This is a genomic window from Shivajiella indica, assembly GCF_042683085.1.
Taxonomy (GTDB): domain Bacteria; phylum Bacteroidota; class Bacteroidia; order Cytophagales; family Cyclobacteriaceae; genus Shivajiella; species Shivajiella indica.
In genome coordinates, this window is sequence record NZ_JBHUIV010000025.1 from 434,629 (window position 1) to 448,217 (window position 13,589).

The window sequence follows — 13,589 nt, forward strand, 5'->3', positions numbered from 1 at the left end:
ACACAATAAAAAAGGTGACTGATTGGTCACCTTTTTTTTTATCTTTGGATGAGTTCCACACTTACATCAAACTTATTGTTTTCCCGATGGAGGTCTGCAAGTCTTAAACTGGGGTCTATTTCAACAGTTTTGATTTCTGATATTGGTCTTGCCAAAAGGACCTCTTTAGAATAATTGGTCCATGGCCATTTTTCTGTTTGAACCCTTGATGGCATTCCTACTTCTTCTGGTTTTTCTCCCCTCATAATGACCAAAGGTAAATAAATCATTTCCTGTGAACCATCCTGATAGGTAACTACCAGGTCAATAGGCATGGGCATCTGACCTATCCTCTCAAGGGATATTTTGGTTTTATCACCTTCAGCCTCCACATTCTTGATACCATAATCTATGGTCTTTGTAGATGCTATAAAATAATCCAAATACCAATCCAATTCCATCCCACTTATTTTTTCCATAATCCGGATCACATCGTTTCCGTTAGGATGCTTAAACTGCCAGTCATTCCACAGCCTAAGCATAGCTTGATCAAAATTTTCCTTTCCCATAATATAGGCAAGCTGTTCAACAAAAACTGCTCCTTTTGAATAGGTCCCAGAACCATATGCAGAATTTCGGTTGTAATGGTCACCATGTGTGGTCAGAGGTTCTTCAAAACCTGATTCTGCCAATCTGAAATAGGACCTGTAATTTCCATCCTGGATAAAATTCGGATCTTTGTCATAGACAGCATCCATCACCACATTGGTTGCCCAGGTGGTAAAGCCTTCATCCAACCAAGGTTCGGATGATTCATTAAATCCTAAAACCCCATAATACCACATATGGATCAACTCATGAACTGTTACTCCAACCAGGCTTCGAAGATTTCTATGTCCGGTAATCAAGGTAGCCATGGGATATTCCATACCTCCATCTCCTCCCTGTACCACTGAAAACTGTTCATAAGGATATTTTCCAAAATTATCACTCATAAATTGTATGGCATTTACGGTATAATCCTTGAGTTTTGCCCAGTTTTCTTCGGTTTTATCACTTTTAACATAGAAGAAATGAACCATGGGGCCATTTTCCATATTAACTTTTTCATGGGAATAATTTGGATCAGCAGCCCACATGAAATCATGGACATTGGGCGCATAAAAATGCCAGGTTAGTAGATTTCCCTTAGGAGTAGCCACATTAACCCCTTCGTCCTCATATCCATGACCTATCTCATTGGCATTCTGTAGATAGCCAGTCCCTCCTAAGGTGTAATTTTTATCGATAGTGATTTTCACATCAAAATCTCCAAAATTCCCATAAAACTCCCTACCTATATAAGGATTGGCATGCCAGCCTCTCACATCATAAGCAGCCATTTTTGGATACCACTGTGACATTGAATAACGGATTCCTTCAGCATTGTCGCGACCTGCCCTTCTTACCTGTAATGGTACCTGCCCTTCAAACTCCATATCAAAGATGACTGTTTGGCCTGGCAGGATTGGATCGGGTAAATCAACCTCCAGAATGGTTTCTTCATGCAAAAAACGGGTAGGCTTTCCATTTAAGGTCAAAGAATTAATTTTTAAATAACCGATTTCTTCAGGTGAAAGATTAAATATCCTACTTCCCACTCTCCTATCAGGGTCTGCAATAGTCCTTGAACGTACATCCATCATACTATTCGGTTGGAAAGCATTATAGTAAAGATGATAAAACGTTCTTTCCAAAGTATCAGGAGAATTATTGGTATAATATAATTTCTGGATTCCACGGTATTGGTTTTTTTGAACATCCATGGTTACATCCATTTCATATTTTACTTTTTGCTGCCAACGATCTGTCTGGGCATTTCCCATAAATATGGGAACCATAAGAACCACGACACCAAACGTCAACCTTAATCTATTGATCATACTTTATTAATTTTTTTTGGAAAAATATATCAAAATGTACTCCCCCACAAACCAGTTATGGAAATGTTCTTTTGTTTGAAACTGATTAGATTTGTCAGTGTTTAATCAGGTTCTAGTACTAGGCTTGCTTTTTATAGTGGATGCGAGTATTTCTTTAAAAATTCAATTATACCAATCAATTCATTATTCATCCATAAACAAAAAAACACCATTTTTCATGGTGTTTTTATTTAAATCTTAAGGCTGAAATAATTACAATAACTCTAGGCACTTTTCCAATGAATCCCGCCAATAGGGAATTTCTTGGCGATAAAATTCCCTGGTATCTCTTTTATCCAGGACCGAATAATGGGGTCTTTTTGCGGGAGTCGGATAGTTTTCAGTTGGAATGGGGTTTACCTTACAGTTTAGCCCCTTGATATCCATGATCGCTTTGGCAAAATCAAACCAAGAGCAAACTCCCTCATTAGTGAAGTGGAAAGTTTTCACACCTTCCCAATTTATTCTAGGGATGCTTTCCAGGATAAACCTTGCCAAATCCCTTGCATAAGTTGGACTGCCAACCTGGTCATCAATTACCCCAATTGATTCTCTTTCTGCTCCTAACCTCAGCATTGTTTTGACAAAATTATTACCAAATGAACTGTACACCCAAGATGTCCTGATCAACATCAGGTTATCCAAACCTGATTGGAATAATGCATCTTCTCCTTGCATTTTGGTTTTTCCATAGACATTTTGGGGATCTTTTGGATCATCAGTTGCATAGGGTTTGAATCCCTTTCCATCAAACACATAATCTGTGGAAATATGGATAAATGGGATCTTTTGCTTAGAGCTAGCATCAATCAGATTTTTGACAGCAAGGTGGTTTACCTTTTTAGCCATTACTTGGTCACTTTCCGCTTTATCCACAGCGGTATAGGCAGCACAATTGATAATAACATCTACTTCATATTCCTTAAAAAAATCATCTACCACTTGTCTATCGGAAATATCCAATAAATTCTTGTCTACAAAGATAAAATTTAAAAAAGGATATTGATCAGCCAAAAAGAAGATTTCCGATCCCAATTGACCTTTGGCGCCGGTTACTAAAATACTAAGCATACAAGTCGCTACTGAAGTTGAAAAGTTCTATTTGATCCAAGGTAGGTTGAACTTTATCTTTTTGGGATAGTTGCAATTTTTCAATGGGCAATTGCCAATCAATGCCCAATGCAGGATCATTATACAAAAGTCCTCTTTCATGTTCCTGACTATAATAATTGTCCACTTTATAAGAAAAAATGGCATAGTCACTTAAAACAACAAATCCATGGGCAAATCCCCTGGGGATATAGAGCATTTTTTTATTTTCTCCTGAAAGTTCTATAGATTCATATTTACTGAAGGTTGGGGAACCTTTTCTGATATCCACCACCACATCCAGGACTTTTCCTTCAATGACCCTGACCAGTTTACTTTGAGCAAATGGCGGCAACTGATAATGCAATCCTCTCAACACCCCAAAACCGGATTTAGATTCATTATCCTGACAAAAATCAATCTTTCTTCCAATAAACTCCTCAAATTTATCCTTCCTGAAAGTTTCAGCAAAATACCCTCTTTCATCACCAAATACCGAAGGTTCACAAACAATGACACCGGGAATCGATGTTTTAGTAAATTTCATTTATATTTTTTTTTGAATCACGCCTTTGTGAAAAGCAAATGTCCAGGAGCTTAACAATTCACTCATTGTTTTTTAGACTGGTTTTGAAGTTGGAATTAAACAAGTAAATCAAGCTAGCTGAAGTGTAAACCGAAAATAAATTTTCTCCTTTAGGAAATTCCGGAGTACTTTCTGGAGCGAGTAGCCATTGGTAATTCCTTCCATTAATCATTTGTACCTTTGAATTTAAAATCAGGTTTTTCCATTGATGATCAAACAAGAATCCCATACTTAAATCTATCCATGGTTGTCTTTCATTCTGTTGGCCAAAAGCTCGATAATAAAAGTCCTGATTATTTTCAAGTCTTTGAAAAAGAATCCCAAATTTATTAAACTTTTCTACAAGAGAGATCTCAATAGTCTGAATATTAGAACCAGTCCCTATCCCCACACCCAATGCTTGTCCAATATTTGCAAAGCCTCGTGCTCTAGTATGCGTATGCCAAGAGAGACCGCCTAATAAACCTGGATTTCTAATATACCTGTTAATAGATTCCTGTTGATGAGTGATTTCTCCACGGATTTGCAAAAATCTCATTTCCTTTGATAAACTAAACAGTTTATTAAAACCTAATAAGTATGCCCTCGCATGCTCGGGATTAAGAATGGCCTCCCTCCAATTTAGGGCATGATCCCGCCTCCCATATTCAAAATAGAATTCAAATTTGGCTTTTTCAATAAAATATCTAAAATAGCCACTTAATTGTTGATCTTGACCTTTTTGATCAAATTCACCAGAGTTTGAGGGATCTTCAACTAATCTTTCTTTTTGAAAACCTTCAAAAATTGGAAATATATCTCCAAAACTATCTGTTCTCAAATTATTGTATTGCTGGAAAGTCCTGGAAACCCCAACAAATAACCCGGGAATCCACTTCGGATTATAAGAAATATTTATAGCATTAAGGTATCTCCAATCGCCAGAGAATTGCCTAAAAAAATCATTATTCAGTTCTTCAAACTGTGTGGGAACGAAACCTGAATCCTGTAATCTTCCTGATAAAATCTGACCTTCAAAGTTTCCTAAAAACGTTTTGGCTGGTTTTACTGTATTGATTGTCAAATGTGGAAATCCTTGTGCATTATTGGAAAAAATTAAAGCATTCCATTGTCCTGGGCCCCACCATATATTCTGAGTGGAAATACCGGCTTCAAAGGCCCCAAACTGAGCAGTAAATTTGGATTGACCCCAGGATAAATTCGTAAATCCATCAGAACCGAACCTTTCAGGATAATCACCAAAATTATAGATTCGGAACCTAGCCCTGATTACATTCAAGTCAAATTCATCACTGAACCCCTCGTAAGGTAGGTTTTGAGCCAATACAAATTCAGGTTGAAATTGGATATTAAAAAACAAAATTTTACTATAAAACCCGATAGTTCCATAATATTGTAATCCTTTACTAGGAATCATAGGCCCATCTCCCCATCCATAAGGTCGGTTGGGACTATAGTTTAATCTGTGGAACATTGGTAAAATTCCTAATCCAATTTTGTTATAATTTTTTCCAGACTTCTTGTTGTAATTTTTAAAATGAAAAAATTCATCATTGTATTTTGATGGCAGATTGAATGGCCTCAAATTAAAAGAATTGTTTATTCCACTGCTGTCACCAAAAATTAATTGTTCCCTTCTTAAATATTCTTGCACAGGCAAATTGTTTGAAAACAAATTTTGGGAATAACCAGATATGCTTATAAAAAACAAAAAAACTAAAAAAAAGAAAAGCTGATACCTTACTCGCATAAGTTAATTTAATATTTCTTGGCTTATATCTTTACTAAAGTTTCAAACATTCCCTTAGCTATTTCTTTTCTATCGAAGTCCAAAGCAAGTTTCTCGCAACCTTCTTGAAATTTTTTATAGCTATTTAAATTTAATGATATTTTTTTCACTTGCTCAACAAAAGATGTTTTGTCCTCAGGAATAAAACATAATCCAGCCTGATAGGTTTCAATTATTTCTTTTGTTTCACCTTCCAAACCTAATAATATAGGTTTTTTCATAGCTGCTGCCTCAAATATTTTTGAAGGGATAACTGTAAGGAAGGTGTCACTTTTTTTCAGGTTGACCAAAGCCACATCCATAACTTTTAAATAATCAACCACCTCTATTTTTGGCACGGAATCAATAAAAAGTACATTCTTAAGTCTTAATTCTTCTGCTTTTAAAACCAAATTCTTTTTTTCAGCACCATCACCTAAAAAAAGAAAAAATAGTTCGGGGTTTGTGTCCTGGAATTCACCAATATTTTCCAAAATGAAGTCGAGTCCGTGGGCCATACCATGTGTTCCTATATAGGCAATGATGAATTTTCCTTCAAGCCCATGTTTTTCAATTAAATAAGATGGCTTTTCACCAAATTGAAACAATTCCAGATTTGCTCCATTCTTGAAAACAGAAATTTTGTCTCCTGCAATACCTCTGGAGGCAATCTTTTCTTTGAAAGTATCGGTAACAACAATGATGTGGTTTGCTGAGAGATACAATCTTTTTTCCAGCCATTCAAAAAATGTGATAAAAACATTTTTCTGCATCGCTCCAACGGCGACAATGGATTCTGGCCATAGGTCCCGGACTTCCATTACCCACTTTTTCCTCTTAAAAAATGCCAGAATACTTCCTGATACTGCAGTAAAAAACTGAGGAGATGTTGCAATAATCAAATCTGTTTTTATGAATAAACCTACCCAAAATGCCATGAAAGCATAAGAAGTATAATCCAATATTCTTTTAAAAAACCCCTCATTTGAAGTTACGTAGGACCATACCCTGATCACTTTGATGCCATCAATCCTTTCTTTTTGAATGAATTTGTTTTGATAGCCTTGATATACCTTTCCTTTTGGAAAATTAGGGGCACAGGTAATTACTGTAACCTCGACCCCTAATTTTACCCATTCCTTACAATGTTCATAGGTTCTGTTCGCAGGGGCATTAACTTCAGGGGGAAAATTATCTGTCAGAAATAATAATTTCATCAAATCTTTATAATTGTCGTTTTTAAGGAATTCCCTAATAATGTTACCTTAATTTTTTTTGCCTTGCAATAACTGTTATATCCTAGACAATATTTGTATTCACTAAGCTCAATTTTTGAATCTCCTATAAATTCAATTCTCAGGACATTACTGATTTGAAAAACGGACTCACCAATTTGATTAATGTCAATAGACGGGTGAAAATGGAAGTAAATATTCGCCATCGGAAATAAAGCTTCAAATTCCAAAAAATCAATTATTTCAATTATTCCATTGGTAATATCAAACTTCCTACTCACTTTAACCTTTTGTTTCCTATACCCATCATGAATTGCTTGGACAAAATCTTTGTTTTCCTCAATAATTTCTACTTTTAACCTTTTTCCAACCCGAAAACCAGCCCAAACTTCAGCTGAATTTATTCCATTAATGACTAAAGTGTTATGCGCCTTTGTTGATCGTTCCCAATCCCTTCTTGGCGAGATTTCATAAGTAGAAATCCCAGGGTCAACTATTATCGGGTTTCCTTCATAATGTAGACAAAATGAAAAAGTATCTGCATGAGAATGACCAGGCTGATAAAAAGGACTAATCCCATTCACATCAGCGATTAACTCAAAATCATGGATATCAAATTTCCTATAACCGGATTCTTTTAGTTGATGGGTCTTTTTAGGTTTTATTCCTAATTCATTCCCAATTTTCAGCAATTCAAGGGTATCAAGAGCAATGCCATCACAGGAATCATTAAAATGGGCTATTGAACCATCTCTAAATGAAAAAGCATTCAGCCATGACAACATCAATTCGGCTTTATTTCTTAAAAATTGAGAAAGTTTATTTTCCTTCGGTAAATATGCCAAAGCTTCCAATACCCTAAAAAGGATAATTTGATGGTACATTGGGCTCAATTCAAAATGCGCACCATCCTTTAGAATTTGTTCCTCAAGTTCTGATGTTAGTAACTTTTCCGCACCTTCAATCCACTTTTTTTGATTAAAAAAATAGCCTCCCATTAACAATGCAAAAGCATTTTCCAACAAATGGTTGGCAAGGATATGGTATTCCAAATTTTTGGACAAATAATTTACCTCTGCCAACAAATAAGTTTTTAAAATTAAAGTATTATCATCAGGTCCCAATTTTAATAGAAACCTAATCATATTCATAATGCGCAAACTTGCCGGATAAGGCTCTAAAATTAATCTGCCTTCCCATAAATTCTGATATAAATTACTTACTAGGGTAATCTTTAAGTAAGTTGGGATATCTCCTTGCTTTAAAAAATCAAGATATTGCAAATTGTAATTCCAAAGTTTTCCATATCCTTGGAAATTCCAATCTATGGAACCTTTAAATTCTTTTTCCAAATTTAGAAACTTAAATACATATTGGTTTTTGGAAAAATAAAGAACTGGCATACAAGAATGTATTGGAAAAAAATCCAGGTCTCTATGGATTCCTATCGGTTTCTCATAATTCTTTAACGCTTTTGGTTTGATTAAACGGTACTTAAACTGATAAGCCACCTGAATTGATTTCAGGTGGCTAACAGTCCTAATTAAAAGACCTATTTTTCTAAATATTTCTACCAATTCAAAAAAGTTAAGCTGTTTCCCATTATCCTATTATAAAACCTCTATCCACTGTCCTTTTTTCAAACTTTCAATCGCTGCAAAACTCGCTTTTGTTGTATTTACCAATTCATCCATCGAAATAATCTGCTCACTACCTTTTTGAATAGCATCAACCAATAAATTGAATTGGTTTTGATGTCCTTTATCTTGACTTGAAGAAGCAGAATTGAAATTCTTGAACCCATAACCCTTCAACTTTCTCCAATTGTCCATAATCAAGGTTCTATCTTGATGGTAAACTTCAACTCTTTCCTTTGAATATGCTTTTGATCCATTAGAAAAATAATTGATAACCGCATTAGTTCCATTTTCATACTTCAGCATGATGCTTGCATTGTCTGTATTCTCTTCAGGTGATGTACCCATTGCATTCATACAGACCGATTTAACTTTGGAACCGGAAAGGTATGTGATCAAATCAATAAAATGACAAGCTTCTCCAATTATCCTTCCCCCTCCAACTTCCATATCATGAACCCAAACATTCGCAGGGATAAATCCCGCGTTCATGGTAGCAATGACATTCATAGGAGTATTTCCAGAACCCAATGCTTTTTTCATCTGAATAGCAAGAGGTGCAAACCTTCTATTAAAACCAACAGAAACCGTTTTACCAGATTCTAAGTAAGCTTCTACTATCGCATCTAGTTCATGTTGTTGAAGCGCTAAAGGCTTTTCAACAAAAACATGTTTATCTGCCTTTAATGCTTCAATTACCAATCTTGCATGGGAATTGTGGCGGGTAGTTACCATGACTAAATCCACTTCCCTGTCATTCAAAATCAACAAATTGTCTGTAGTTGATTGAGAAATACCAAACTTCTTGGCAAGAGTTGTCCCTGAAAGGCCCGCTGAACTAGAAATAAACTTCAATTTTGCACCTGTTTTTTTAAGGCAGGGTAAAATCATAGCAGATGTGAAATTCCCAGCACCTATGATTCCTACAACCCCTTTACCTGGTGAAAACTTATTCGAGGAAATTTCTACAAACCGATTTGGCTCACTCGATTTTTCAGGATAAACCAAAATAGAAGCAATGGATCTATTTCCTGACATATCCTTATAGATCTTCAGGTAATCGTCCAATGGAACACGTTCCGTAATTAATGGCTCAACTTGTATTGATTTAGCAGCAATTGCTTGTAATATGGCCTCAAAATTTCTCCTTTCCGTCCAACGAACAAAGGGCAAAGGATAATCCAGCCCTTTTTGCTCATAATCCTCATCATATCTTCCTGGACCATAAGAACAGGAAACCTGAAAGGTCAATTCCTTTTCAAAAAAGTCAGCTCTTGAAATATCCAATCCAATGACCCCTACCAGAATAATTCTTCCACGCTTTCGGGACATTTTGGCTGATTGGGAAATAATTTCATTGCTTTTATTAGAGGCGGTAATGATAACTCCATCAGCTCCTACACCATTAGTGGCATTGTTTACAAAAGCAACCTGATCAATTCCTTCACTAGGGTTGACAGCATGAATACCAAAAGATTTGGCTAGTTCCACTTTGGAAGAATCAAAATCAAATCCAATTACCTGGCAACCATTAGCCTTTAACAATTGGGCTGTAATTAAGCCTATCAAACCTAATCCAATGACGACCATCGTTTCTCCGAAAGTCGGATTAGCCAAACGGATGCCCTGCAAACCTATGGCCCCGATTACTGTAAACGCGGCCTCTTCATCTGAAACATTCTCGGGAATTTTGGCAACAAGGTTCTTAGGTACAGATACATATTCCGCATGGTGTCCATTGGAAGCTACTCTATCTCCAACTGAAAATTCTTCAACACCTTTTCCTACAGCAATAACCCTCCCGACATTACAGTATCCTAACGGCAATGGTTGACCTAACTTATTAAAAACAGCATTGATGGTAGGCTGGAGACCATCTGTTTTAACTTTATTGATTACCTCTTTAACCTTATCCGGCTGTTGTCTGGCTTTTTGCAAAAAATTCGCTTTTCCAAACTCAACTAGCATCCTTTCTGTTCCCAATGACACAAGACTCCGAGTGGTCTGAATTAACACCTGCCCGGGTTTTACTAAGGGTGCTGGAACTTCTTCTAAAATTGTATCGCCGTTTTTAAGATCTTGTATGATTTGTTTCATTTAACAACTTATTGAATTGGTATTCGAAGGCATTTATTACGTTTTGATATGATAAATTTTCATTATAAAACCTAAACGCTTCTTTTTTCTTCGATTGCCTTGTTTTTTCATCACTTAAGGCCAGTTTCATTTGACTTAATAAATCATCCTCATATAAAAATGAATTATTATCATTCAAATATGAAAATTCAGGTCCATGATTTTTGTTGAGAATCGATGTCATTACTGGAACACCGTAAGCAAAACTATGGACTACTCCTAAACCGACAGCACCTGGAGAGATATATGCTATCGCATTACTAAACAATTTTTTTAGCTTATCTTCTTCAAAAACACCAGGTAAAAAATCAACTTTGGCATAAATTTGATATTTATCCACTAAATCCAAAAGTTCATCTTTTAAATCCCCATTTCCAACAATCAAAAACTTTGTATCTATAAATTGCAATTCATAAAGTACTTTTTCAAGTTCTTTTCTCTTTTGAAGCCTTCCTACATATAAAAAGTATTTTGCTTCATCATTTGTTAATTCACAATTGGCAATTTTTAGAGTATTGTAAGCAATGCTAACCTTACTTAAGGGATAACCCATCGTAATTAACTTATCCTTCCCCTCTTTAGTGTAAACAACAAAACCTTTCGATATTTTTAATAAAGTTTTCCTAAGAAACCTAACTACAAAATTATTACTCTGACCTAAACCTTTACCCCAAAAAATCCATTTTTTATTTGGGAAGAAAAAACAGAAAATCCACGTGTGAATTTTTCTGATATTAAAGGTGGTAACTATAACATCTGATTTTAATATATCAAAAATGTTGACATATGTAAAGGAGATTTCCTTGATAGTTCTAAAATTTGGGGACTTAGCCGCACCGGCAACAGAAAAGTTTCCGAATCTCTCTTCATTGTGAATAAATTTCACTCTATCAAATGATTTAAAAAAATACTCTAAGAGAAATGTTCTGTATGGTGGGATACCAAATTCAAAAATCACTAATAACGCTTTATTTTTTATTTTCAATTTTTTGTCCAATCAATCCCCAATTTCGAATTCTTTAATTCAAACTTTCTGGCTGCTCTAATTACATTATTTATTGAATCCATCTCAGTATTGAAATTAGATTTATCTAATTCAGTCCTAAGGTTTCTGTTTTTTTTCTCATAGATAGAAATATCTTCATTACCGGCTGAAACAATAGGTGAACTTTTTTCTGATGTCAACAAAATATTTTCCTCAATGATTAAATTTTTAGGGTAGAACTTTCTTGAATTGGAAAATTTTGACCCTATATTAATACCGGAAGATTCAGGATTTATAATTAAATTTCTTTCAACTCTAATATCTTCAGGTTGAAAGTAAAAAGAACCTTCTAATGTGTTTGCATTCTCATTACTTTTATTCGCAGCTGGAATTATTATTCCTGAACTACCTCCTTCAAAATAATTTTTATCAATTAAATGTCCTTTGCCGAATACCCTCAATCCTGACCTAGTATTGTAAACAATGTTTGAAGAAAAAACATTATTATTTCCAACCCTAAATGTAATACCGGAATCATTATCTAAAAATACATTTTCAAAAATGAAATTGGCACTTGATTTAACACTGATTATTTCAGATCGATCTCCAATTATATTGATAAACAAGTTATTATAAACTTTGGTCTGAATTTCTTTCTCCATTGCTTTTGGGCTTCCTTGGCCTAATTGTATAGCCTCCAATCCATTCCCATCTGAATTTGGATAAACTGCTTTTACATTTGGAATATTTATAAAAACATTATTGAAGATTTCATTTTGTTTACTTAATAATTTTACATCATCAGAGCTACTAACATCAACAACTACCCCCATAGATTTTAAATAATCAAAAGTGTTATTATAAATTTTATTGTATGATGCTCCATTTGTTATCCTAACTATTTTACCAAATTGAAAAGCCCCGCATCTATCGAACAAATTATTGAAAATTCTAATCTCATTAGAATGGTCAATAATTATTGCACTCCGATTTGCTATTCCATAAAATTCGAAACCGGAAAAACTAATTTTACTTGAATTGACAAAAGTCAAAGTTGATTTTCCGGAAATCTTAACCCCTCCAATACTTTCCGGCAAGATTTTTAAATCTCTATTCACCCCATAGATTTTTATTTCAGTATCTTTATATTCCCCATTCTTAATAAAAACTGTATCAATTGAAGGATTTTTTGAAAGATAAGTCTCTAATTCATGGAATGGAATCTTATTAGGTCCAATTGCAGCATTCAGAACCCCAGTTAAAGTTGTACATGAGAAAAATATCAGAATAAATATTGTTACAGATATTTCACGAAGGATTTTCATAGAATTCTTTAAGTTTAAAACTTTTTTTAAAGTTTATTAAATAATTAAAAATCAAAAATACTAGAATAATCGGAAAAAGTTTGTTCCTCGATGCACCACCTCCATCACCAAAAATAGCATAAAGAATTGTAATTTGGATTGAAACTGCAAAGAGTAACCTTAGAAATTTATTGTCATCCATGATCTCAATTACTTTTCTAAAATTGAAAATCAAAAAGAAAATCATTAGAAAGTAAGAACTCATCATTATTACCCTAAAAATCTCCTTAAAGTATAAGTTGGTACCCATTGGTTCAGTAAGAAGACTTCTAATTTTGGACCATGGAAAAGGAGTAATCAGCTGTCTAATAATTGAGGAGGCGTTTTCTGTTAAAAAGGGAAGCTTTGTCACCTCTTCAGACCTTAGCGCCAAATAAATTCTCATTCTTCCTGGAAAAAAAAGATCTGATATACCAATAACTATATCCGTAAAATTTGGCAAAGAGATAAAAACAATAATTAGGAAACCAGGAATAAAATAATTAAACAAAAAGCCCTTATTTAAAATTGATTCACTTTTCATCCAAAGATATGTTAGTAAAAACACAAAAATAAATTCAGCCCTTAAAGTCAGAAAAAATAAGATAGTGAAAAAAATTACAATTATTGGTTTTTCAGATTTAGCCAATTTGAAAAGAAAAAACAAACAGAAAAAAACAATTAACATATCCCTCATATGAATTGTTGACAAAAAATAGATGTAACCAAATACTATGGGAAAGAAATACAAAACGCTTTTCAGTTTTGTTATATCAAAAAGAATCAAAGATGTTAACAATGCAAAAGGAATTAAATGAAATTTAAAAATATAATCACCTCCTAATAAATAAGATATATTTGAATACGCCA

Annotated in this window: 9 protein-coding genes; all 9 read right to left on the minus strand. The window is 34.3% G+C overall.

What is annotated here, in order from left to right; all coding sequences use genetic code 11:
- Window positions 1-38 precede the first annotated feature (38 nt).
- The 9 genes from ACFSKV_RS18230 to ACFSKV_RS18270 all read right to left on the minus strand — a co-directional run bounded on the left by ACFSKV_RS18230 (window position 39) and on the right by ACFSKV_RS18270 (window position 12,701).
- Window positions 39-1,901, minus strand: coding sequence for a M1 family metallopeptidase (locus ACFSKV_RS18230; protein ID WP_380806081.1), 1,863 nt, complete (start codon window positions 1,899-1,901; stop codon window positions 39-41).
- Window positions 1,902-2,153: 252 nt separating this feature from the next.
- Window positions 2,154-3,011 (minus strand): dTDP-4-dehydrorhamnose reductase, encoded by an 858-nt coding sequence (gene rfbD, locus ACFSKV_RS18235; protein WP_380806083.1) that lies wholly within the window; start codon window positions 3,009-3,011, stop codon window positions 2,154-2,156.
- Window positions 3,004-3,576 carry a dTDP-4-dehydrorhamnose 3,5-epimerase gene (gene rfbC, locus ACFSKV_RS18240; protein ID WP_380806085.1) on the minus strand — a complete coding sequence of 191 codons (573 nt, stop codon included), beginning with the start codon at window positions 3,574-3,576 and terminating at the stop codon, window positions 3,004-3,006. The genes rfbD and rfbC overlap by 8 nt, the downstream gene beginning before the upstream one ends.
- A 58-nt stretch (window positions 3,577-3,634) precedes the next feature.
- Window positions 3,635-5,089 (minus strand): capsule assembly Wzi family protein, encoded by a 1,455-nt coding sequence (locus ACFSKV_RS18245; RefSeq protein ID WP_380806087.1) that lies wholly within the window; start codon window positions 5,087-5,089, stop codon window positions 3,635-3,637.
- A gap of 299 nt (window positions 5,090-5,388) precedes the next feature.
- Window positions 5,389-6,600, minus strand: a complete 1,212-nt coding sequence (locus ACFSKV_RS18250; RefSeq protein ID WP_380806089.1) for a glycosyltransferase family 4 protein — start codon at window positions 6,598-6,600, stop codon at window positions 5,389-5,391.
- Window positions 6,600-8,021: a heparinase II/III domain-containing protein gene (locus tag ACFSKV_RS18255; protein WP_380806091.1), complete on the minus strand. Its 1,422-nt coding sequence runs from the start codon at window positions 8,019-8,021 to the stop codon at window positions 6,600-6,602. The genes ACFSKV_RS18250 and ACFSKV_RS18255 overlap by 1 nt, the downstream gene beginning before the upstream one ends.
- 207 nt (window positions 8,022-8,228) lie before the next feature.
- Window positions 8,229-10,352, minus strand: a complete 2,124-nt coding sequence (locus ACFSKV_RS18260) for a bi-domain-containing oxidoreductase (RefSeq protein ID WP_380806094.1) — start codon at window positions 10,350-10,352, stop codon at window positions 8,229-8,231.
- Window positions 10,327-11,376, minus strand: coding sequence for a glycosyltransferase (locus ACFSKV_RS18265; protein WP_380806097.1), 1,050 nt, complete (start codon window positions 11,374-11,376; stop codon window positions 10,327-10,329). The genes ACFSKV_RS18260 and ACFSKV_RS18265 overlap by 26 nt, the downstream gene beginning before the upstream one ends.
- Complete coding sequence (locus tag ACFSKV_RS18270; protein ID WP_380806099.1) at window positions 11,373-12,701, minus strand: chondroitinase-B domain-containing protein; 1,329 nt, start codon at window positions 12,699-12,701, stop codon at window positions 11,373-11,375. Before ACFSKV_RS18270 ends, ACFSKV_RS18265 begins: the two co-directional genes overlap by 4 nt.
- Window positions 12,702-13,589: the final 888 nt, after the last annotated feature.

Coding starts and splice junctions, on each gene's coding strand:
- ACFSKV_RS18230 (WP_380806081.1), bottom strand. CDS start 1,901: ATGATCAATAGATTAAGGTTGACGTTTGGTGTCGTGGTTCTTATGGTT.
- rfbD (WP_380806083.1), bottom strand. CDS start 3,011: ATGCTTAGTATTTTAGTAACCGGCGCCAAAGGTCAATTGGGATCGGAA.
- rfbC (WP_380806085.1), bottom strand. CDS start 3,576: ATGAAATTTACTAAAACATCGATTCCCGGTGTCATTGTTTGTGAACCT.
- ACFSKV_RS18245 (WP_380806087.1), bottom strand. CDS start 5,089: ATGTTCCACAGATTAAACTATAGTCCCAACCGACCTTATGGATGGGGA.
- ACFSKV_RS18250 (WP_380806089.1), bottom strand. CDS start 6,600: ATGAAATTATTATTTCTGACAGATAATTTTCCCCCTGAAGTTAATGCC.
- ACFSKV_RS18255 (WP_380806091.1), bottom strand. CDS start 8,021: ATGCCAGTTCTTTATTTTTCCAAAAACCAATATGTATTTAAGTTTCTA.
- ACFSKV_RS18260 (WP_380806094.1), bottom strand. CDS start 10,352: ATGAAACAAATCATACAAGATCTTAAAAACGGCGATACAATTTTAGAA.
- ACFSKV_RS18270 (WP_380806099.1), bottom strand. CDS start 12,701: ATGAAAATCCTTCGTGAAATATCTGTAACAATATTTATTCTGATATTT.